General features: G+C 29.0%; 19 protein-coding genes and 1 pseudogene. 12 read left to right on the top strand and 8 right to left on the bottom strand.

From position 1 onward, the window contains the following. Nucleotides 1-4 precede the first annotated feature (4 nt). The 4 genes and pseudogenes from cofF to hisC all read right to left on the bottom strand — a co-directional run bounded on the left by cofF (nt 5) and on the right by hisC (nt 3,387). Entirely contained in the window at nt 5-862 is an 858-nt protein-coding gene (gene cofF, locus METVI_RS0105270) for a coenzyme gamma-F420-2:alpha-L-glutamate ligase (protein ID WP_004590967.1), read from the bottom strand. 2 nt (nt 863-864) lie between these two features. Beyond that, nucleotides 865-1,674: a tRNA (adenine-N1)-methyltransferase gene (locus METVI_RS0105265; RefSeq protein WP_004590964.1), complete on the bottom strand. Its 810-nt coding sequence runs from the start codon at nt 1,672-1,674 to the stop codon at nt 865-867. A 4-nt stretch (nt 1,675-1,678) separates the two neighbouring features. Continuing rightward, nucleotides 1,679-2,309 (bottom strand): annotated as a pseudogene (gene rnhB, locus METVI_RS07195) (ribonuclease HII). Then, a complete protein-coding gene (gene hisC, locus METVI_RS0105255) occupies nt 2,290-3,387 on the bottom strand; it encodes a histidinol-phosphate transaminase (protein WP_004590958.1) in 1,098 nt (365 codons plus the stop codon). The pseudogene rnhB and the gene hisC overlap by 20 nt, the downstream one beginning before the upstream one ends. Nucleotides 3,388-3,468: 81 nt before the next feature. On the opposite strand from hisC, the gene cobN reads away from it, so the two are divergent. From cobN to METVI_RS0105220, 7 genes are all read left to right on the top strand, one after another. Then, on the top strand, nt 3,469-7,065 hold the full coding sequence (cobN, locus tag METVI_RS0105250; RefSeq protein WP_004590957.1) for a cobaltochelatase subunit CobN: 3,597 nt from the start codon (nt 3,469-3,471) through the stop codon (nt 7,063-7,065). After that, nucleotides 7,062-7,922: a radical SAM protein gene (locus METVI_RS0105245; RefSeq protein WP_004590955.1), complete on the top strand. Its 861-nt coding sequence runs from the start codon at nt 7,062-7,064 to the stop codon at nt 7,920-7,922. Before cobN ends, METVI_RS0105245 begins: the two co-directional genes overlap by 4 nt. Beyond that, nucleotides 7,901-10,414: an ATP-dependent helicase gene (locus METVI_RS0105240; protein ID WP_017981100.1), complete on the top strand. Its 2,514-nt coding sequence runs from the start codon at nt 7,901-7,903 to the stop codon at nt 10,412-10,414. Before METVI_RS0105245 ends, METVI_RS0105240 begins: the two co-directional genes overlap by 22 nt. A gap of 73 nt (nt 10,415-10,487) precedes the next feature. Next, nucleotides 10,488-11,519, top strand: coding sequence for a CheF family chemotaxis protein (locus tag METVI_RS0105235; protein ID WP_004590954.1), 1,032 nt, complete (start codon nt 10,488-10,490; stop codon nt 11,517-11,519). Between the two features lie 66 nt (nt 11,520-11,585). After that, complete coding sequence (locus METVI_RS0105230) at nt 11,586-11,960, top strand: response regulator (protein WP_004590952.1); 375 nt, start codon at nt 11,586-11,588, stop codon at nt 11,958-11,960. Nucleotides 11,961-11,989: 29 nt separating this feature from the next. Continuing rightward, nucleotides 11,990-12,736 (top strand): chemotaxis protein CheC, encoded by a 747-nt coding sequence (locus METVI_RS0105225; protein WP_004590950.1) that lies wholly within the window; start codon nt 11,990-11,992, stop codon nt 12,734-12,736. Nucleotides 12,737-12,759: 23 nt separating this feature from the next. Further along, nucleotides 12,760-13,380 (top strand): chemotaxis protein CheC, encoded by a 621-nt coding sequence (locus METVI_RS0105220; protein WP_004590948.1) that lies wholly within the window; start codon nt 12,760-12,762, stop codon nt 13,378-13,380. 1 nt (nt 13,381) lies between these two features. Here METVI_RS0105220 and METVI_RS0105215 read toward each other — a convergent pair whose 3' ends face one another. After that, the gene (locus METVI_RS0105215) at nt 13,382-14,233 is read right to left on the bottom strand and encodes a CheR family methyltransferase (protein WP_017981099.1); all 852 of its coding nucleotides are present in this window, start codon (nt 14,231-14,233) and stop codon (nt 13,382-13,384) included. A 159-nt stretch (nt 14,234-14,392) separates the two neighbouring features. Here METVI_RS0105215 and pstS point away from each other — a divergent pair, with 159 nt between their 5' ends. The 5 genes from pstS (at nt 14,393) to phoU (ending at nt 18,816) form a co-directional block, all read left to right on the top strand. After that, the gene (pstS, locus tag METVI_RS0105210; RefSeq protein WP_004590944.1) at nt 14,393-15,493 is read left to right on the top strand and encodes a phosphate ABC transporter substrate-binding protein PstS; all 1,101 of its coding nucleotides are present in this window, start codon (nt 14,393-14,395) and stop codon (nt 15,491-15,493) included. A gap of 73 nt (nt 15,494-15,566) precedes the next feature. Continuing rightward, entirely contained in the window at nt 15,567-16,505 is a 939-nt protein-coding gene (gene pstC / locus METVI_RS0105205) for a phosphate ABC transporter permease subunit PstC (protein WP_004590943.1), read from the top strand. 9 nt (nt 16,506-16,514) lie between these two features. Next, a complete protein-coding gene (gene pstA, locus METVI_RS0105200; RefSeq protein ID WP_004590942.1) occupies nt 16,515-17,357 on the top strand; it encodes a phosphate ABC transporter permease PstA in 843 nt (280 codons plus the stop codon). 14 nt (nt 17,358-17,371) lie between these two features. Next, nucleotides 17,372-18,130: a phosphate ABC transporter ATP-binding protein PstB gene (gene pstB / locus METVI_RS0105195; protein WP_004590941.1), complete on the top strand. Its 759-nt coding sequence runs from the start codon at nt 17,372-17,374 to the stop codon at nt 18,128-18,130. 17 nt (nt 18,131-18,147) lie between these two features. Continuing rightward, nucleotides 18,148-18,816, top strand: a complete 669-nt coding sequence (gene phoU / locus METVI_RS0105190) for a phosphate signaling complex protein PhoU (protein WP_004590940.1) — start codon at nt 18,148-18,150, stop codon at nt 18,814-18,816. A 682-nt stretch (nt 18,817-19,498) separates the two neighbouring features. Here phoU and METVI_RS0105185 read toward each other — a convergent pair. From METVI_RS0105185 to METVI_RS0105175, 3 genes are all read right to left on the bottom strand, one after another. Continuing rightward, entirely contained in the window at nt 19,499-20,749 is a 1,251-nt protein-coding gene (locus METVI_RS0105185; protein WP_004589961.1) for a proteasome-activating nucleotidase, read from the bottom strand. 67 nt (nt 20,750-20,816) lie between these two features. Next, complete coding sequence (locus METVI_RS0105180) at nt 20,817-22,211, bottom strand: 4Fe-4S binding protein (protein WP_004589960.1); 1,395 nt, start codon at nt 22,209-22,211, stop codon at nt 20,817-20,819. Then, nucleotides 22,208-22,426, bottom strand: coding sequence for a hypothetical protein (locus METVI_RS0105175; RefSeq protein ID WP_004589959.1), 219 nt, complete (start codon nt 22,424-22,426; stop codon nt 22,208-22,210). The genes METVI_RS0105180 and METVI_RS0105175 overlap by 4 nt, the downstream gene beginning before the upstream one ends. Between the last annotated feature and the right edge of the window lie 2 nt (nt 22,427-22,428).

Genomic DNA, 22,428 nt, shown 5'->3' with positions numbered 1-22,428 from the left:
GTTTTCACTTTTTTGCTTCTCTAACTAATAATTCAGCTATTTTTTTATCAGCATTTACTCCTAACTTTCTAAATCCTTCAGTTCCAGGTGCAGAGTTGAGTTCAATAACATAATACTTCCCCATTTTTGGAAGAATATCAACTCCTAAAATTTTAGCTTTAGATATTTCTGCACATTTTAATGCTATTTCTTTCACCTCATCATTTAAATTGATCTTTTCAACATTATTTCCTAAATGTATGTTTGTTCTAAAGTCTTTACTTACTCTACTATAACCTCCAACAATTTCATCATCTACAACTAACACTCTTATATCCTTATAATACCCATTATTTTTAAAGTTTATAAATTCTTGAATTATTTTACACTCATATATAGCATCTTTAGTTAACCTCCACAACTCTTCCTCATTCTTTGCCAAAAAAACACTAACTCCACATTTTGAGAATGATTTTTTTATAACTACTGGAAATTCTAACCCATACTTCTCCATAAATTTTATAGCATCATCATAATCTCTAATTAATGCAGTTTTGGGAGTAAGGATGTTATTCTTATGTAATATTCTAATAGTTTTGAATTTGTCAGATGTTAAATACACAGTTTCTAAAGAATTAACAAACTTGGCATCTAAACTATTCATAACTTGCCATGAATAAAGGGTAAGCTTATCATTATAGAATCCAATTCCACATCTTGAATGAATAAGATCAGTTTCTAAAGAAAAGTCATAAGTGATCAAATTATCATTTTCAGCCAATAAAAATATTTCTGCTTTCGCATTAAGCTTTTCTATCTCTTCCTTTAAAGCCCAAACAGTTCTTCCTTTAGCTTCTGGAGATAAAATGGTTATCTTAACCATACCTACTCCTCTAATGGAGCTCTTGCAAATGTGATATATCCAGTATGCCCAATCATTCTAGTAGATGGCCTTACACCTTTGTCTGAAACTTCTATCATCCTTTCCATTAATTCATAAGTCTCTATATCCCAAAATCCTTCCTCTTTTAACTTACTAACTGTCTTCTTCACTTGATCTATATATGGAAGATATGTTATTATCCTCCCTCTCTTTTTATTCAATACCTCTTTAGCATTTTCAATAACATTCCATGGATCGGGCATATCTAAAACGATAACATCCACATTCTTTTCATCTATTTTTTCTCTAACATCTCCAAATTTTAAAATTACATTAAAAAGCCCATCTTCTACTTCAATATCATCCTCAAAATCCTCATCTAAACCTAAAATTTTTTGATTCTTCTTTATTAAACCTACTCTTAATAAGTTTTTCCTAGCAACTTTAATTGCTTCTGGTTTTATATCATAACTTATAACTTTCCCCCCCCTTCCTACAGCATTTGCCAAATACATTGTTAAAACTCCTGCACCTGTTCCAGCTTCAACTATAGTTTCTCCTTCTCTAATCCCACCTCTTGCAATAATAAAACCAATATCTTTTGGCAGCAGTGCTGTTACTGTCCTTTTCATTCTTTTTAATACATCATAAAGGGTTGGCTCAACTAAATAAAACTTATGACCTAAATGAGATTCCAGCCTTTTTCCAATTTCTTTAGTTTCTACCACTCCCAAATCAGTACAAAATTTTTCAACACTTTTTTTTAATAGATATTTTTTCCCTCTTTCGTCTACTAATAATTTATAATCCATAATCTCACAGCCATCTATCTAATGTTTCCCCTTTTAATCTTTTACAAGTTTTCCATTTTTCTCTTGCTATTGGTGGTAATTTATTGTGTATTTCATAATATCTTTTTAAAAATTCTACAGTCTTTATATCTGAAGGATATCCACTTCCAAAGTCTCCAAATTCTTTCTTATATTCATTAATAATATTATCTCTAATAACTTTAGCTATTATAGAGGCTGCTGAGACAACGAAGATACTTATCATCAGCCTTATGTTCAGCTATAATTTCTATATCCAAGTCTTTAAATTTTCTCTTAAAAGATAACAAATTGGAAGAACATGCATCTATATAAACCTTTTCTATTTCAAACTTATTAATAAATTTCTTAATAATCTCTTTAAAAGCTTCTATTTCAATATCATTAAGATTTTTCTTATTCATCATTTTATTGAGCTCCTCTGGAGTTATGATTATCACATCATAATATCCAATTGATTCTAAAATATTTTTTAATCTTTCTCTTTCTTTTTTATTTAATTTCTTACTATCTTTTACTCCAATATTCTTTAATTTTTCTTCATCAGTGGCATAACCACAAATTACTAATGGACCAATAACACATCCTCTTCCAGCTTCATCTATTCCCAATATCATATAAAATCCCCTCCAATATACTTAAAAATTTTTCTATTTCTTCAAATTTTCCTATAGATATTCTTAAATATCTTTCATCAAGCCCATCAAAAGATGAACAGCTTCTAACTATAACACCTCTTTTTAATAACTCCTCATAAACCATTTTTCCATTTTCAATTTCAGCCAAAACATAGTTTGCCTGTGAAGGATAAACCTTTATTCCTAATCTTTTTAGACCGCTGTATAACATTTCTCTACTTTTTATTCCATTCTTTATACTAAAATCTAAGAATTCTTTATCTCTCAAAGCTTCTATAGCTGCAACTTGAGACAATCTTGTCAAACTGAATACAGGTTTGACCCTCATCATATAATTTATAATCTCTTCATTAGCTATTCCATAGCCAATTCTCATTCCTGCTAATCCAAAAACTTTTGAAAATGTCCTTAAAACTATAGCATTATTATATTTTAACACTTTCCTACTCCAATCATATTTTTTGTCAGCATATTCAATATATGCATGGTCAATAACTACAATGGCTTCAGTTTCTTTTAAAATCCTTTCAATATCTCTGTTTTCTATAACATTTCCTGTTGGGTTGTTAGGAGAACATAAAAATATTAGTTTAGTCCTATTGGTTATATTATTTAAAACACTTTCAACATCTAACTTAAATCCATTCTTTTTATCAAACTTAGCAAACTTTATTTTAGCATCGTATATTTGAGCAGAAACTCTATATTGTGTAAAAGTTGGAATTGGGATAATAACCTCATCTCCTTTATCAACAAATGTTTTAAAGAGAGTGTCTATCACCTCATCCGCCCCATCACCACCAACAATGATATTATTTTTATCAACATTTAAAAACATGCTTAATTCTTCCATTAAAATAGGGTTTATTGGTTCAGGATAATGATGAATATTATTGATCTCTTTCAATATAGCCTCTTTCACCTTTGGAGAACATCCCCAAGGATTCTCATTAGACCCTAGTTTAATGATCTCTTTTAATCCATACATTCTTTTTAATTCCTCTATTGATTTTCCTGGAACATATGGTTTTAATTTCTTCACAACCTCCCTTATCATTATAACACCTTTTGAAATTTTTAGAAAAATTAAAATTTCTAAAAATAAAATATAAATTTAATATTTTTAAAAGGTGAGTATATGGTAAAGATAGCTTTTATATCAACAGTAGATAATGATGACCTAACTTTTGAAGAAGCTTATAAAGAGATAAAAGATATTATAGAGTTTAAAATTTTGGATGCTAAATGTTCAGAAGAAGAATTTAAAGAGTTTTTAAAGTTTGTTAAGGATGCAAATATAGTATTTACAAAACTAATGGGTGGAAAAGAAGCATTTAAATATTATGATGAATTAAAAGAATTTTTATTAAAAAATAACATTCCTTTTTTACCATTACCTACTACAAGTGAGTTTTATCCAGAATTAGAAAGAGATGTCACAGTAAGTGAAGAGATAAAAGAAGAAGTTAGAAAATATTTAAGTTATGAGGGAGTTGAAAATTATAAGAATCTTTTATTGTACTTGGCTAACAAATTTGGAGATTGCTCTATACCTTATGACAAGCCAAAACCTATGCCTTGGCAAGGAATTTATTATAAAGGAAAATGTTATGAGAACTTAGAAGAATATTTAAAATTATTTAAAGATTTAAATAAACCAAAAATAGGAATTCTCTTTTATAGAAATTGGTTTATATCTAGAAATATTGAATATGTTGATTATTTAATAGAGATTATTGAAAAGAAAGGAGGAATTCCAATAGCTCTCTTTTCTTCTCACTTAAAAAATGAATTTGGTAGTTTAGGAATAGATGAGAATTTTAAAAGGTTTTTCTATTATAATAACAAGCCAATTATTGATGTTTTAATAAACACTACTATGTTTACACTCTCAATGGGTGTTAAGAATGATATTACTAATGAACCTGAATTTTTAATAGATTTAAATGTTCCTATTTTGCAGGGAATAGTTAGTACTGATTATATTGAGAACTGGATAAAGGGATATAGCATTAACCCAATTGATCTAGTTATTGGTATGGCAATGCCAGAGTTTGATGGGGCAATAATTCATTTTCCAATTGCTGGAAAAGAAAAAGTTAAAGATGGAGATGTAGGAGTTCCAATTATAAAATATAAAGCTATAAAAGATAGGGCTGAGAAGATTGTTGATTTAGCTATAAAATATGCAAATCTAAGATTGAAAAATAATAAAGAAAAGAGAATAGCAATAATACTTCACAACTACCCTCCAAGAAATGATAAAATAGCCAGTGCATTTGGTTTAGATAGCCCAGAAAGTGTTGTTAGGTTGTTAAAAGAATTAAAGAAGAGAGGATTTCATGTAGAAAGATTGTATAAAAATGGAAATGAACTAATAAATGAGCTTTTAAAATATCCTACAAATGATAAAAATTTCATAACTGATGAAATAATTAAAAAAGCTGTTGGAAAAATAAAGAGGGAGGATTATAAAAAATGGTTTAACTCTCTTTCTGAAAAAGTTAAAAAAGAGTTAATAGAAAATTGGGGAGAAATTCCTGGTAATGTTATGAATTTCAACGGAGAATTAATTATTCCTGGAATAATAAATGGAAATATCTTTATTTCTGTTCAACCACCAAGAGGGTTTAATGAAGACCCTTCAGCTATTTATCATGATCCAAAAAAACCACCAACACATTATTATATTGCATTTTATAAATGGATTAAAGAAGTTTTTAAAGCTGATGCTATTATGCATATTGGTAAACATGGAAGTTTAGAATGGCTCCCAGGAAAAGGAGCAGGATTATCTAAGGATTGCTATCCAGACATTTGTATGGAACTACCAAATATTTACCCATATATAGTCAATAATCCTGGAGAGGGTACACAGGCAAAGAGAAGGGGATATGCAACAATAATAAGCCACCTAATCCCTCCAATGACAATCTCTGAATTATATGGTGATTTAGAAGAGTTAGAAAGGATGATAGATGAATATTATGAAACTGAAAAAGAGAAAAAAGAATTTTTAAAAGAAGAAATAAAGAAAAAGATAAAAGAATTGAAATTAGATGAAGATCTAATAGATAAAAACATAAATGCAAATGATTTTGAAGAACTTTTAAGAGAGGTTCATAATTATCTACAAGATTTAAAAAATAGACAAATAAATGATGGTCTTCATATTTTAGGGAAACCTTTAGATGGAGAAAAACTAATTAATATGATATTTATGATTGTCAGATATCAGTTTGAATATCTAAAAACTATAGCTAAAATATTAAACTACGATTGGGATGAGTTGAATAAAAATAAAGGTAAGAATCATAAAATTATTGATAAAATAAATAAGATAGGTATAGAAGTCATTAAAGAATTTATTGAAAATGAGTTTAAAATAGAAAAAATAAGTGTTATAAAAGTTAATGATGAACTAAAGAAAATTCTTGAGATAATTAAGAACATTTATGATAATTTAATGAGAGTTAAAGAAGAAATAGATTATGCTGTCAATGCTCTACATGGTTATTATGTACCTCCCAAAGTAGCTGGTGCTCCTACAAAAGACATAAACTGTCTACCAACAGGAAGAAATTTCTATTCTTGCAATCCTCAAGAAATTCCTACAAAGGCTGCTTATGAAATGGGAAAAAGATTAGCTGAAGAGTTATTAAAAAAATATTTAGAGGAGGAAGGAAAATATCCTGAAAGAGTAGGATTGATTGTATGGGGCTCTCCAACTATGAGGACTAAAGGAGATGATGTGGCTGAATTTTTATACCTTTTAGGAGTAAAACCGGTTTGGAATAAAATGGGTAGAGTAGTTGATTTAGAGATAATTCCATTAGAAGAACTTAAAAGACCTAGAATTGATGTTATTGCAAGAGTATCAGGGTTCTTCAGAGATGCTTTTCCTCAACTTTTAAAGCTGATGGATAAAGCTGTCAATATGGTAGCTAATTTGGATGAACCTGATGATATGAACTTTGTTAAAAAACATTATAAAGAGGAAATTAAAAAGTTTAAAAAGTTTTATAGGATTTTCAGTGATAAACCTGGGACTTATGGGGCAGGAATATCTAACCTATTAGAGAGTAAAAATTGGAAAAGTTTGGAAGATCTTGCTAAAGTCTATGTAGAGTGGGGAGGTTATGCATATGGGGAAAACACTTATGGGGAAGAGGCTAAGGAACTGTTCAAATATAATTTATCAAAGATAGAGTTAACTGTTAAAAATGAAGATAGTCAAGAGTGGGATATTTTTGAAGGAGATGATTTTAATAGCTACCATGGAGGTATGATAGCTGCTGTAAGATATTACTCTAAGAAAAAACCAAAAAGTTATGTTGGAGACACTAGTTGTGGAATTAAAATAAAAAATCTAAAAGAAGAAGGTAAAGAAGTGTTCAGAACAAAAATATTAAATCCTAAGTGGATTAATGGATTAAAAAGACATGGTTATAAAGGAGCAAGTGATTTTTCAAAATATATAGATCATATCTTTCAATGGGATGCTACATCAGATATAGTAGAGGATTGGATGTATGAGAAGATAGCTGAAAAGTATGTTTTTGATAAAAAAATGGAAGAGTTTTTTAAAGAAAACAATCCTTATGCTCTTTTAAATATAACTGAGAGATTATTAGAAGCCATAGAAAGAGGTTTATGGAAAGCTGATGATGAAATGAAAGAGAAGTTAAGGAAGAAATATTTAGAAATAGAGGGTATGATAGAGGAAAGATTATGAAATTTTTAATTTTAAAAGTAACAGATAGATGCAATTTAAACTGTAAATATTGCTACTCTTTAAATAAAAATAATGAAGATATGAAATTTAGAATAGCTAAGAAAGCCATTAACTACCTCTTAAATTTTGATGATAATATAAAGATCCAATTTACTGGAGGAGAACCATTATTAAATTTCAAATTAATTGAGAAGGTTGTTAATTATACAGAAGATAAAGGAAATTTTAGATATGCTATTCAAACAAATGGTACTTTGTTAGGTAATTATGTAGAAGAAATTAAGGAGTTAGGTATAAATGTTGGGGTTAGTATTGATGGTTTGGAAGTTAATGATGAATTGAGACCTTATAAAGATGGTAGATGTTCAACATTAGATACAATAAAAGGGATATACTTATTGGAAAAATATGATATACCCTTTGGAGTTACTATTGTAGTAACAAATAAAAATCTCCCCTATTTGGAAGAGTTTGTTGGTTATTTAATTGCAGTAGGGGTTAAGAGTTTTAGTTTTGATTTATTAAAACCTAAGAAGAGAGAGGATTTAAAATTAATGCCAAATATTAGGGAGTTTGAAAAAGTTCTTAATAACTTATCTAAATATCCAGTATATATAAAAAATCTTTATCAAAGAAAAGATAATTACTGTTTTTTAAATAAAGGGGATTTATTATTTGTTAATGAAATTGGAGACATCTATCCATGCCCTACTTTAGAAGGATATTTTTATATGGGAAATATTAAGAATTTTAATGGAGAATTATTTAAGGCTAAATCTAAGGGATGCTTTGCAAGAGAATATTTATATAAAAAATTATTAAGGGAAGAAAAGTTATGGGCAGGATTGAATATTTAAAAAAAGAGTATTCTGATGAAGAAATATATGAAATATTAGAAAAACCTGTTAGAGAATGGTTTAAAAGGAAATATGGTTCATTTACTCCTCCACAGAGATATGCAATAAAAGAAATTCATGAGAAGAAAAATGTATTAATTTGTTCCCCAACAGGATCAGGTAAAACATTATCAGCTTTTTTGGCTGGTATTAATGAATTAATAAAATTAAGTATGGAAAAAAAGTTAGAGGATAAGATATACATTTTATACATATCTCCATTAAGGGCATTAAATAATGATATTGAGAAAAATTTAAAAGAACCATTAAAAGAGATTAAAAAGATAGCTAAAGAAATGAACATTGATTTAGATGAAATTAGGGTTGCTGTTAGAACAAGTGACACCACTAATTATCAAAAACAGAAAATGCTTAAAAAACCTCCTCATATTTTAATAACTACTCCAGAATCTTTAGCTATAGCTTTAAATTCTCCAAAATTTTCAAAATATCTGGAAGATGTTAGATATGTTATAGTTGATGAAGTTCATGCTTTAATAAATAAGAGAGGGGTTCATTTAACTTTATCTTTAGAAAGATTAAATTATAAAGCTAACTTTGTTAGAATTGGATTATCAGCAACAATATCTCCATTAGAGGAAGTAGCAAAGTTTTTAGTAGGGGATAGAGATTGTTATATAGTAGATGTCTCATATAAAAAAGAGATTGAAATAAAAGTTATATCTCCTGTAGATGATTTTATTTACAGTTCTTCTGAAGAGATTACTAACAATTTATATAAACTATTAAAGGATTTAATTTTAAAGCATAAAACCACATTAATATTCACTAACACAAGAAGTGCTACTGAAAGAGTAGTTTATAATCTAAGAAAGTTAGGTATAGATGCTGAAGCTCATCACTCATCTCTTAGTAGAGAGCACAGATTAGATGTTGAAAATAGATTAAAAAAGGGAGAAATTAAAGTAATTGTGAGTTCAGCAACTTTAGAGTTGGGTGTAGATATTGGAAGCATAGATTTGGTTATCTTACTAGGCTCACCTAAGAGTGTAGCAAGAGCTTTACAAAGAATTGGAAGAAGTGGGCATAAGTTACATGAAAAGAGTAAGGGAATCCTGATTCCATTTGATAGAGATGACCTAGTAGAAAATACAGTTCTTTGTTATAATGCAATAAATAGGAAAATAGATAGAGTTAAGATTCCAAAAAATTGCTTAGATGTCCTTTGTCAACACATTGTAGGCATGGCTTTGGAAAAGATTTGGGATGTAGATGAGGCTTATAATTTGATAAAAAAAGCTTATCCTTATAAAGATCTTAAAAAAGAAGATTTCTTAGATGTTTTAAAATACCTTTCTGGAGGTATTGAAGAAAAAAATGTATATGCTAAAATATGGTTTGAAGATAATAAGTTTGGTAAGAGAGGTAAGAGTGTTAGGGTTATATATTATATGAACACTGGGACAATTCCTGATGAAGCTAGTATAGAAGTTTATGAAGGTAGTAGATATATTGGTGAGATTGAAGAAGAGTTTGCTGAAAAATTGATGAAGGGAGATATATTTGTTTTAGCAGGGAAAACATATAAATTTTTAGGAGGGAAGGGTAATAGGATAATGGTTAAATCAGCTCCTGATGAAAAACCAACAATTCCATCATGGTTTTCTGAACAGCTACCTTTAGCCTATGATCTAGCCTTAGATATAGAAAAATTTAGAGAAGAAGCATTAAAAGAAGATTTGGAAAAACTAAGAGAAAAATATAATGTAGATGATAAAACAGCTAAAGCTATAAAAAGTTATATGATAGAGCAAGAAAAATATGCTATTTTACCTAATGAAAAGAGATTATTAATAGAGAGCTTTATAGAGGGAAAAAGGAGATATTATGTTTTCCACTTTGTTGCGGGTAGAAGAGCTAATGAAGCTCTAGCAAGAGCATTTGCTAATTATATATCAAAAATAAAGAATTGTAATGTTAGAATTTTAGTTAATGATTACAATATTGCTTTAATTTTACCTAAAAAAATTAAATTGAATAAAAAGGAAATAGAAAAACTTTTTAATATTGATATAATAGAAAATGTGAAAGAATCAATAGAAAGGAGTGAAATTTTAAAAAGAAGATTTAGGCATGTAGCAGTTAGAGGATTTATGGTGTTAAGGAGATATTTAGGTAAAAAACTATCAGTTGAAAAACAGCAATATAATGCTGAAGTTTTATTAGAATATTGCAAAGAGGTTAATCATCCATTATATAGAGAAACAGTAAGAGAGATATTAGAGGATTATTTAGATATAGATAATGCTTTAGATTATTATAAAAAAGTTAAAAAAAGAGAGAAAATATTTTTAGAGCTACTATACCCTTCCCCCTTTTCTTTCAATATATTTTCATCATCTTCAGATGTTGTATTAATGGAGGATAAAAGGAAAATGATAGCTGAATTGCATAAGAAGATAATGGAATTTATAAAATCCAAAAGATGTTAATACCTTATACTTAAATTTTATATAATTAAACAAACATAAACTTACTATAAAATTATTATGATTTGGTGATTGTATGGCTAAAAAGGAATTAGCTAAATTTCAAGGTAAAGGAATATTATTAAACCAATACACCATAAAAAGTCCAGTATTAAAATGGGAAAAGTTAGAAATTACTTTATATGAAGACTCTCTGTTATTTGAATTTAAAGATAAAAAGATAGAGGTAGAATTACAGTATGTTGAAGATGTTGGAGCAGGATTACCAAGAAGGGCTATTGAAGTTGCAAAAACTAGCTTAGAAGATATAACATACCACTCCTCAATAACTTATAAATTACCTGAATCAGATAAAACAATGATAGGTTTTGCTCCAGAAACATCTATATATGGTAGAAAACCAATAGAAAATTTCTTGAGAAAGTTATTTTATGCACTTCTAAATAAAAAGGAAGTAAAAGTTCAATATGGAGCTATAAAAGGAGGAACTGTTGATCCTAATGTTAAATGGGAGGATGGTTATTTAGTATTTGCTAAGGTTAAATCTCTACTCTCTCCTGGAGAAGTGTTAGCTGTAGCAGTTTTAGAAGATGGAAAACCTAAAGTTTATAATCTTTTTACAAACTTAGAATCTATTAGGATAAAGAAAAAAATGGTAGGAGAAGAAGAAAAAGATGTTCTTGAAATAAAACAGATTAAAGGAAATGAGAATATAACATCATATTTATATGTAGAGCCAAGAGAAAGGTTATTTATATTAAGATATATTGAAAACCTAACTAAATATAAAAATGTAGTTAAAGACTTATTACCAAAAACTGAGGATGAATTAACATCTGAGTTTGCTGCTGAAGAATTCTCAGGAGAAAGAATAAAAAGTGAATTAGAAAAACTAACTCCACAAGAGCAAGAAATATTGATGGCACTATACACAGGAATCTCATCATTAGATTTACCAAATATGTTAAATATGGATGTTGATGAAGTAGAGAGGATATTAGATGATCTGATTGAAAAGGGGTTAGTTACTTTAGTAAGAGTAAGAAAAGAAGTGGAATTGTCTGAAAAAGGTAGGGCAATAACTAATTATATAGTTAGTAATTTCTAAAACATAAAATTTATAAATACTTTTTTAAAATATTTTACTAAAACTTTTTAAATAGAGAGGGAGAAAATGAGCAAAGTTGTTAAAGTTTTGGTAGTTGATGATTCTGCATTTATGAGGAATATATTAAAAAGAATATTAACACAGACAGGAAAGTTTGTGGTTGTTGGAGAAGCTTCAAATGGTAAAGAGGCTATAGAAAAAGCTAAAGAACTACAGCCTGATTTAATAACAATGGATATTGTCATGCCAGAAATGGATGGAATAACAGCCACAAGAGAAATAAAGAAGATATTGCCAAATGTTAAAATTGTAATGTGTACTTCTGTAGATCAGGAAAAAAAGGTTATAGAAGCTTTAGAAGCTGGAGCTGATGGGTATATTGTTAAACCTTTCCAAGCACAGAAGGTTATTGATGAATTAAATAAACTCTTCCCTGATTAAATAATCCTTAATTTTTATATGTGATAAATATGAGATTCGGAAATGTAGAAATATCTCCAAAATCGTGGGATATAATTGTGAAAGCTATTATTGAAAGTACATTAGGGGACTCAAAAATGTCTGCAAATGCTCTAACTACTTTAGATCCTAGATATTTCAAAAAAATAGAAGATATAGGAAAATTTGCCTCTGAAAAAGCTATGAGATTTATAACAGATATGACAGGTTACTCTGCAGAGTTAAAAGTTTTTAATATTAGACTCATTACTCCTCCAGAAATTATAAGTGAGTATGGTGATGAAATAAAGATATTTACAAAAATAAACTTTAGTGGAGAGATTTCTGGTACTGGGGTTTTAATTTTCTCTGAAAAAGGAGCTTTAGAGATATCTAAAGCAATGTTATTAGGAATGGGTATGGAATGTGACAATGATGAAATGGATGATATGAAAATATCTGCTATAAATGAGATATGTAATATACTAATTTCAGCTTATGTTGACTCTTTTGCTAATTTTATGGACACTACTCTAACTATGACTCCACCAGAATTTATAACAGGTATGGGAGGAGAAATTTTAAATAAAATCTTCAAAGATAATAATATTAAAGATGATGATATTATAATGGCCTTCAAATCAACAATGCACATATGTGAAGTTGGAGAGAGCTTTGAGGTATTAATAGTGTTACCAAATGAATCTGTTGATAAATTGTTTAAAGCAATAACTGAAGGTAAAGTAAAAGATAAATTAAGTGTAAAATTTGAAAGTTAAATACTTAAATTTTTTGTGATATTATGGGATTTATTAAACCAATAAATAGGCTTATTAAGCTAGGTAAAGAAGCTACTGAGAATATGGCACATTCTTTTATGGAACTAACTGGAGAAAATGTAGAAGTAAATTTTTTAGGGATAAGGTTTGCTTTAATAGAATATATACCTGAACAATTTGGGGATGAGAATTATAAAGCTGCTAGAATTGACTTTGAAGGAGTTTTATCAGGTAAGGGGTTGATATTAATACCTGAAAAAGATGCCATTAAATTAGAAAAACTATTACTAATAGATATACTTTGGGATTCTCTTGTAAGTAAGTCAGAATTACCAGATTATGAAGAGATGGAAAGGTCACTAATTGGTGAAGTGGGGAATATAGTTATTACTTCCTTTCTAAATGTTTTTGCTAATAGATTAAATGGTGTAATTAATTTCACCCCTCCAGAATTCATTAAAGATATAGGATTCACTATTGTTGAATCTTTAATAACAGAGGTTGCTGAAAAGACTGATGTTGTTATGTTATACGACACAAAAGTTGAGATTATTGGTAGATTTCCTCTAAAATGTTACTTAATAATAATTGTTGATCCAGAATCTATTAAAAAATTAGATAAAGTAGTTGATATGGAAAGCTAATTTATTCTTCTTTTGGTTTTTGATATATCCTTTCCCTAGCATTATATGTTTTAAATAACTTTTTAGCCTCTCCATGTAATATCTCTGTTTTACCCAACACTAAAAATCCTCCAGGATTTAGAGCTTCATAAAATTTTAAAAATATTTCTTCTTGTATCTTTTTATCAAAATAAATGATAACATTTCTACATAATATCATATCCATATTTTTTAATGGAGGATCTTTTATTAGATCATGTAATTGAAATTTTACATATTTTTTAATGATCTGTTTTATCTGATATTCTTCCTCATTTAGTTTGATAAAATACTTCTCAATTATATGAGGGGGTAAATTTTTTAATTGTTTTATGTGATAAATTCCAATCCTAGCTTTATTTAAAACCTCCTTATCAATATCAGTCCCAATAATTGATGCCAATAATAACTTTCTTTTATGCTTCTCTATTGCTTCATTTAATATAATAGCTACTCCATAAGGCTCTTCCCCAGAAGAACAACCTGCACTCCAGATTCTCAGCTTTCTTATTGATCTATCAGCTACCCAATTATCAATAATTTTCATTATCTCCTTATATACAGTAATATCTCTCCAAAATTCAGTAACGTTAACTGTTAAAGTGTTAGCTAACTCCTCATGCTCTTCTTTATGGGTTTTAAGATATTCATAATATTCTTTAAAACTTTGACATTTTGTAGCTTTCATTCTTACTCTTATTCTTCTTATAATATAACTCTCTTTATATTGAGTAACATCAATTTTTAAAGTGTTTTTTATAAATGATAGTATTCTTTTAAAATACATCTTTTCTATAGGATCCAAACTTTCTACATCATCCCTTGATATCATCATTATTTCACTTTTTTATTGTTTTTAATTCAATTATTATTCTATTAATATTTATATATCTTTTATATTGTTCATATTTTATGAATTATAATTCAAAATAGTAAATTTTAAATAATACTTTTATGCTATTAACATATTGATGCCATACTGGAGGTGAAAAATTTGAGGAAAATCTTAATAATCCTACTAACAATCCTAATCTCTACATCTTTCTTGGCAGGATGTGTTAATGAAAAAAGTTCTCAGAAAGAAACTCAGAAAATAATTACCATTAGAACTACAGGAGCTACTTTTCCAAAGTATCAAATAGAAAAGTGGATTGCTGACTTCCAAAAAGAGTATCCAAATATAAAGGTTGAATATGAAGGTGGAGGTTCTGGGCATGGTCAGGATGCATTTTTGAAAGGGTTAACACATATAGGTAGAAGTGATCCACCAGTTACTGAAAAGATGTGGAAAAAATTCTTATCTACAGGAGATCAGCCATTACAATTCCCTGAAATTGTTGGTGCTGTTGTTGTAACTTACAATGTTCCAGAAATAGGAAAAGCTACATTAAATTTAACTCCAGAAGTCATAGCAAAGATATTTAAAGGAGATATAAAATATTGGGATGATCCAGCTATAAAAGAATTAAATCCTGGTTTAAATCTACCTCATAAAGAGATTGTAACAATACACAGATCTGATGCTAGTGGAACTACAAAGATATTTACAACATATTTAAACTTAGCTACAAATGGATTGTGGCCAAGTGATTATGTTGGTAAAAATTGGCCATCAAATTTAGGAGGGATTGGAGGTAAAGGAAACCCAGGAGTTATAGCAATTTTAGAAAAAACTCCTTATTCAATAGCATATACTGAGCTTTCATATACTATAAAGAATAATTTACCTGTAGCAGCTATTAAAAATAAAGCTGGAAACTTTGTAACTCCTACAGATGAAACAATAAAAGCAGCTGTAGCAGCTGTTAAAGCAAATATTCCTGATCCTACAGAAGGTTATAAGGAAGATCTAAAACAGTTATTAAATGCTCCTGGAAAAAATGCATATCCAATTGTAGCATTTACACACTTCTTAGTTTGGGAGAATAAAAATAAAAAGCACTATTCCACAGAAGAAGCTAAAGCTGTCAAAACATTTGTAAAGTGGGTATTGACTGAAGGACAGAAGCCAGAGCACTTGGCTGAAGGTTATGTAGGCTTACCACCAGAAGTAGCTCAAATAGGCTTAAAGGCTATAGACATGGTTAAGGAGTAAAAAACATAATCAATAACTTTTTTATACCTTATTTTTTACTTTTTTAAATGTAATTAACATTTGGAGGGATTATATGAATTTTAAGAAAATATTTAAAAAGATTGATAGTTTTGTTATTATAACCTTTCCAGCAATTTTAATTGTTTTTTTAATTTTTATTACAATGTTATTATCATATTTTATTAATGCCTATCCAGCTATAGAGAAGTTTGGAATAGATCTTTTTATAAAAAATATATGGATAGCAGCAGAGGAAGCTTCAAGAGAAAAATATGGATTAGCTGCTGCCATATGGGGAAGTGTATATACAGCTACAATAGCTGTTATTTTTGCTATTCCTATAGCAATATGTTTTGCGATTTTTGTTAATGACTATGCTCCAAAATGGCTAAAGCAGATTTTAGTTATTATCTCAGACATTATGGCAGGATTACCTACAATAATATATGGTATTTGGGGGGCATTCTTTTTAGTTCCTATATTAAAAGACACTGTAATGAAGATATTATATGAACATTTCTCTTTTATTCCATTATTTAATTACCCTCCAATAACAGGTTATTCATATTTTGCTGCAGGAATACTGTTAGGTATTATGGTCACTCCTTTTGCTTCAGCTATTATTAGAGAAGCTTATGCTATGATACCACAAGTTTATAAAGAAGGGCTGTATGCTTTAGGTTGTACAAAATATGAGGCCACAAAACAACTTATTAAATACATATCACCAGCTATAGTCTCAGGATTTATATTAGCATTTGGTAGAGCTTTAGGAGAAACAGTTGCTGTTTCATTAGTTATAGGAAACTCATTTAATTTAACATACAAACTCTTTGCTCCGGGTTACACAATCTCTTCATTAATAGCTAATCAATTTGGAAATGCCAATCTCTATGAATATATGCTCTCTACCTTGTATGCTGCAGGTTTAGTGCTATTTATAATTGGATTAGTGGTTAATATTATTGGAGTGATTTATTTAATGAAATGGAGGAAGCAAATAAGTCATTGAGGGGTTTTTATGAGTCATAAAAGAATTAGAATGATAAAAGATAAATTATTTTTGATTGTTATAGGATGTTTGACATTCTTGGCTGTTTTACCATTATTCCATATTATATTTTCTATAATATTAAAAGGTCTACCTGTGGTTTTAGAGGGAGGATTGAAATTTTTAACAGCTACTAAAAGTGAAGGAGGGATAGGACCAGCCATAATTGGAACATTATATTTAACTTTTCTAGCTTCTTTAATTGGCCTTCCATTAGCATTTTTAGCAGGAACTTATGCTTATGAGTTTCCAAAGAGCTTTATAGGAAAAGCTACAAGGGTTTTACTGCAGATTATGTTAGAGTTTCCAACAATTTTAGTGGGAACATTCATAATGGCAGTTGTTGTAGTTCCTCTTGGGTCATTCTCAGCTATTGCTGGAGCTTTAGCTTTAGCTTTAATTATGACTCCTTATGTTGCAGTATATACAGAAGAAGCCATGTCTGAAATTCCAAGAATATATAAAGAGGGGGCTTATGCTCTTGGCTGCACAAGAGCACAAGTAATATTTAAAGTTATAACAAAAATGGCTAAAAAAGGAATACTCACAGGTATGTTAATAGGAATGGCAAAAGTTGCAGGAGAAACAGCACCACTTATTTTTACTATTGGGGGGTTATATGAGAGTTATCCTGATCTATTAAACCCCCTTAAACCCATTGGGGCTATACCTATGTTAATTTATGAACTTATAAATAGCCCTTCACCTGAAGACCATAAAATGGCATGGGGGACGGCTTTAATTATGTTAATCATATTCTTATCAATTTTTATTCCCATAAGATATGCTTTAAGAGAAGATATTAAAATATAATTGGGAGGGATTTTATGGAAAAAATAAAAATGGAAACAAAAAACTTAAATTTATGGTATGGAGAAAAACAGGCTTTATTTGATATTTCCCTTCCTATATATGAAAATAGAATAACAGCATTAATAGGTCCATCAGGATGTGGAAAATCAACATTTTTAAGATGTCTTAATAGATTGAATGATCTTATTGAAAATGTTAGAATAGAAGGAAAGGTATTTTTGGATGGGAAGAATATATATGATAAGGATGTAGATGTTTATGAGTTAAGAAGAAGAGTGGGTATGGTCTTTCAAAAACCTAATCCATTTGCAATGAGTATTTATGATAATGTAGCCTTTGGACCAAGAATTCATGGAATTAAAAATAAGAAAGAACTTGATAAGATAGTAGAATGGGCTTTAAAAAAAGCTGCTCTATGGGATGAGGTTAAAGATGAATTACATAAAAATGCTCTTAAGCTCTCTGGAGGGCAGCAACAGAGGTTGTGCATAGCAAGAGCCATAGCAGTAAAGCCAGAAGTGTTATTAATGGATGAGCCTACATCTGCATTAGATCCTATATCTACATTAAAGATAGAAGAGTTAATTACTGAACTTGCTAAAGACTATACTGTTGTTATTGTAACTCATAATATGCAACAGGCTAGTAGAATATCTGATTATACTGCATTCTTTTTAATGGGAAAATTAATTGAATTTGATAAAACAGAAGAGATTTTCTTAAATCCAAAAAAGAAAGAAACTGATGATTATATTAGGGGTAGATTTGGTTAAATATAGAGGGGAAAATTATGAGAAGATTTGAAGCTATCATAAAAGAACTTGAAGGAGATTTAATGGAAATGGCCAATCTTTGTAAAGAACAAACTGAAAATGCTATTAAGGTTTTTATGGAAGGGGATAAAAATAATGCTAAGATCATAAGGAAAAAAGATGTAGATATTGATCTTATGGAGATTAATATAGAGGACAAATGTATAAAATCCCTAGCTCTATATCAACCTGTAGCAGAAGATCTTAGGGAAATAATAACAGTATTAAAGATTTCTTCAAAGCTTGAGAAGGTTGGTGATAATGCTTCAAAGATTTGCAAACTTTTGTTAAAATCTGATATTGAAGGAAAAAGATATAATGAGTTATTAATTGTTATGAAAAATTATTTATTAGATATGCTTGATGAAGCTATGGATGCATTCAAAAATAGAGATGAAAAGTTAGCTATAGAAGTATATAATATGGATAAGAAGTTACATGAATTGTTTGAACAATTGTATAGAAGTATGCTAACAAAAATTATAGAAAATCCAAATAAAATCACTCTTTACACTGAGATCATTTTTGCAGGAAAGTATTTAGAGAGAAGTGGTAACATTGTAGCTTCTATAGGTGATAGAATAGTATTCATGCTAACAGGAGAAAGGATAAAAGAGTGGGAATTAGAGGAAGAAATAAAAAAATAAATTAATTTTCTAATAACTATATCAATCTTTTTAATTAACTTTTCTTGCCTTTATATATCCTCTTGTTAAAATTTGTATGAGAAAATCGGGAAAAAGTAATAATGATTTTTTCAAATTAAAATTGAGATTTTTTAATTATTTTTGTTATTTATTTTTATTTTTATGGTTTTATGTTTAGTTTGTTTTTATTTTAGTTAGATAAGTTATAATTGTTTATATTTTATGATACAGTTGTGCGTTATATTTATAAATAATTTGCATAATCTTTCTTAACTTTATAAAGGTTTTAATAATTGGGTAGTAAGAAAAATCGCATGGGAAAAGAAAGATTTATATAGGAGTTTTGGCGAATATAGTTAGTGGTTGCATAGGGTTTGAATCGCTTATCCATTAAAACAAGGATGGAAACATCATCAATATCTTCACAATATACATAATTTTGTAATGTTTGAATCGCTCATCCATTAAAACAAGGATGGAAACCATCGACGTAAGTGTCAATGTCATCAATGGCCAGGTTTGAATCGCTTATCCATTAAAACAAGGATGGAAACAGCATATCTAACCATGTCAAGCAAGTATTCAAGGTGTTTGAATCGCTCATCCATTAAAACAAGGATAAAAAACATTATAAAAATAAAAGAGCCATCTATAAATTTTAAATATAAAAAATAAAAAAAGTTTATCTATATAATACTGAAAGATGTGCAGGTTCTTCTTTTTTAATTCTTTTGCCCATAACTTTCTCAACAGCCTTTCTAAAGTCATCCATAGTTACATAATCTCTAAATTCTCTGATAGCATTCATCCCTGCTTCAGTACATATAGCTTTTATATCAGCACCTACACAACCTTCTGTAATTTTAGCTATTTCTTCTAAATCCACATCTTTTAAGTTCATATTTCTTGTATGGATTTTTAATATCTCTAATCTTCCTTTTTCATCTGGAGGTGGAACTTCTATAATTCTATCAAATCTTCCAGGCCTTAAAATGGCTGGATCTAAGATATCTAATCTATTTGTTGCTGCTATAACTTTAACATCTCCTCTTGGATCAAACCCATCCATTTCTGCTAACAATTGCATTAGTGTCCTTTGAACTTCCCTATCTCCACCAGTTAGTGCTTCTGTCCTTTTTGCAGCTATAGCATCTATTTCATCAATGAATATTATAGAAGGAGCCTTTTCTTTAGCTAATTTAAATATATCTTTAACCAATTGAGCCCCTTCTCCAATAAACTTTTTAACTAACTCTGAACCCACAACTCTTATAAATGTTGCATTAGTTTCTGTAGCTACAGCTTTAGCTAATAATGTCTTTCCTGTTCCTGGTGGTCCATATAAGAGAACACCTTTTGGTGGTTCAATACCTACTTTTTCAAATAGTTCAGGATGTTTTAATGGCAGCTCAACAACTTCTCTAATTTCCTGTATTTGTTTATCTAATCCTCCAATATCACTATATCTAACATTTGGTCGTTCATCTACTTCCATAGCTTTTGCTCTGTAATCTTTACTCTCTGGCAAAATATCAACAACAGTCAAAGTCTGCTGATTTAAACACACCCTTGTCCCAGGAGTTAATTTGTCAGGATCTACAAAGTGAGAAACACTTACTAAAAAGTTTGGTCCAGTAGAGCTTTTAACAACAACCTTTCTATCACTTATTTTATCTACAACTGTCCCTACAATCAATGGAGGTACTCTCATTCTATCTAATTCTCTTCTTAAAACTTCAATTTCTTTTAAAAGTTGTAAATTTTCCCTTTCTAATTCCTTCTTTTCCATTTCTAATTTTAATATCTTACTCTCCAATTCAGCTATTTTAGATTTTTCTTTTATCTCATTTTCTAAAATATTATCTTTTTTAAGATTATCTGTAAATTTTTTATCCTCCTTTTTTAGACCTGTGATAAATTCTTCAAAAACCATAAATATCACCAATACAGAATTAGCTTTATATTTATATATAAATTTAACTACATAATATATAGCAATATTATTCTTTTATCTTCCAACTTCTATATAAGTAAATAGCCTTTACAGGGCAGGTGTTGTAGCAAGCTCCACAAAATTCACATTTATCATAATCTATAACCCCATAATCTATACATTCATTTGGACATGCTTTATTACACAATCCACATTTTATACAAAGGCTCATATCAGTTCTTATAAATGATCTTTCCTTATCTACAACTTTTTTAAATCCTGTTGTATTAGGAATTATATCTCTTGGACAGTGAATTGAGCAGTTTTCACAAGCTATACAGTTATCCTTAAACATAATTGTCTTATTAGTTTTATCTATTATTATAGCATTCATTGGACAAACATTTGAACAAGTTCCACAAACTATACATCTATCATCTTTGATATTTTCAAATATCTTTTCTTCTATTTCTATAGCATTCTCTGGGCAGTTATTTATACAAATTTCACATAGAGAACAACCACCTATAATTATATCTCCTTTCAACTCTCTAACATTTTGTGGACAAACTTCCACACATTTCAAACATTTCCAACATAGATCTGGAGAATAATATAATCTATTATCTTCAAATTTTAAAGCTCCACTTTTACATTCCAAGGCACACAAACCACAGTTTATACAGTAGTTTTTAGGTTTAATTTTTTTATCTTCTTTTAATTTAACTACTTTAAAATTCTCAACTTTTAATACACTGTTTGGGCAGATATTAACACAGTTAAAGCATAATATACAACCCTCTTTTACCTCTCCATATTCAATAGCATCTACAGGGCAGTGTTCATGACATAAATTACAGAGTGTACAGGCATTAACATTAATTGGTTTAATTGTATCTTTAGGGCAAAGATATGAGCATCTCAAACATCCAACACATTTATCTTTATCTATTTTTATATTTACTCTCTTCTCTTTTATTTTTCTCATTTCTTCTATATTTTCTCTCTTTAAATCAACTTTTAAAATTTTAGATAAAGCTTTTAAATATATATCAGCAAGTTTATCTCTTTTAGTATTTAATAACTCATAAGAGCTGACCCTTGCATTGTATGGGCAAACCTCTACACATGCCCCACACATACTACATATACCCATTGGAAACTTTCTTCCCCCCTTTTCAACAAGCTTTATTATCCCTATAGGACAGGCTTTTTCACAAAGGCCACAACCATTACATCTCTTTCTATCCACATAATAACCTCCAAATTCATTCTTCCTTATTGCTTTATTTGGACAAGCTTCGGCACATTGACCACATGTTAGGCAGGAAAAGCTTTTATTATTTAATAAAAAAATAGCATCTGTAGGACAAGCTTCAATACATTTGGATGTTTTTGTATAGAAAGGACAGGATTTACACTCATCCTTTGGTCGACACTTATCTAGTAGAGTTATAATCATTTTCTCACCATATTACCAAAAATAACTCCTAAAACAGCAGACACATAAGAAAATGATATAGGTAAATTATAGTAAGGAAAACTTCCTAAAAAGTAAGCTATTACTATAGATAAGATAATTATTAGTAATTTATTCCTTATCTTCTCTCTATATTTTATCCCTACTATAAACCCTACAATAAATGACAGTACTGATGGATACAATAAGCTTATCATCT

The organism is Methanocaldococcus villosus KIN24-T80 (assembly GCF_000371805.1).
GTDB classification, from domain to species: Archaea; AGJL01; Methanococci; order Methanococcales; family Methanocaldococcaceae; genus Methanocaldococcus; species Methanocaldococcus villosus.
This window is presented reverse-complemented; position numbering and strand designations above follow the sequence as displayed.

Bases quoted from the DNA above. Each gene is read 5' to 3' on its own strand.
- METVI_RS0105245 (WP_004590955.1), top strand. From the start codon at position 7,062: ATGAAATTTTTAATTTTAAAAGTAACAGATAGATGCAATTTAAACTGT.
- phoU (WP_004590940.1), top strand. From the start codon at position 18,148: ATGAGAAGATTTGAAGCTATCATAAAAGAACTTGAAGGAGATTTAATG.
- METVI_RS0105230 (WP_004590952.1), top strand. From the start codon at position 11,586: ATGAGCAAAGTTGTTAAAGTTTTGGTAGTTGATGATTCTGCATTTATG.
- hisC (WP_004590958.1), bottom strand. From the start codon at position 3,387: ATGATAAGGGAGGTTGTGAAGAAATTAAAACCATATGTTCCAGGAAAA.
- pstC (WP_004590943.1), top strand. From the start codon at position 15,567: ATGAATTTTAAGAAAATATTTAAAAAGATTGATAGTTTTGTTATTATA.
- METVI_RS0105180 (WP_004589960.1), bottom strand. From the start codon at position 22,211: ATGATTATAACTCTACTAGATAAGTGTCGACCAAAGGATGAGTGTAAA.
- METVI_RS0105215 (WP_017981099.1), bottom strand. From the start codon at position 14,233: ATGATGATATCAAGGGATGATGTAGAAAGTTTGGATCCTATAGAAAAG.
- cofF (WP_004590967.1), bottom strand. From the start codon at position 862: ATGGTTAAGATAACCATTTTATCTCCAGAAGCTAAAGGAAGAACTGTT.
- METVI_RS0105175 (WP_004589959.1), bottom strand. From the start codon at position 22,426: ATGATAAGCTTATTGTATCCATCAGTACTGTCATTTATTGTAGGGTTT.
- METVI_RS0105185 (WP_004589961.1), bottom strand. From the start codon at position 20,749: ATGGTTTTTGAAGAATTTATCACAGGTCTAAAAAAGGAGGATAAAAAA.
- cobN (WP_004590957.1), top strand. From the start codon at position 3,469: ATGGTAAAGATAGCTTTTATATCAACAGTAGATAATGATGACCTAACT.
- METVI_RS0105220 (WP_004590948.1), top strand. From the start codon at position 12,760: ATGGGATTTATTAAACCAATAAATAGGCTTATTAAGCTAGGTAAAGAA.
- METVI_RS0105225 (WP_004590950.1), top strand. From the start codon at position 11,990: ATGAGATTCGGAAATGTAGAAATATCTCCAAAATCGTGGGATATAATT.
- pstB (WP_004590941.1), top strand. From the start codon at position 17,372: ATGGAAAAAATAAAAATGGAAACAAAAAACTTAAATTTATGGTATGGA.
- METVI_RS0105235 (WP_004590954.1), top strand. From the start codon at position 10,488: ATGGCTAAAAAGGAATTAGCTAAATTTCAAGGTAAAGGAATATTATTA.
- METVI_RS0105265 (WP_004590964.1), bottom strand. From the start codon at position 1,674: ATGGATTATAAATTATTAGTAGACGAAAGAGGGAAAAAATATCTATTA.
- pstA (WP_004590942.1), top strand. From the start codon at position 16,515: ATGAGTCATAAAAGAATTAGAATGATAAAAGATAAATTATTTTTGATT.
- METVI_RS0105240 (WP_017981100.1), top strand. From the start codon at position 7,901: ATGGGCAGGATTGAATATTTAAAAAAAGAGTATTCTGATGAAGAAATA.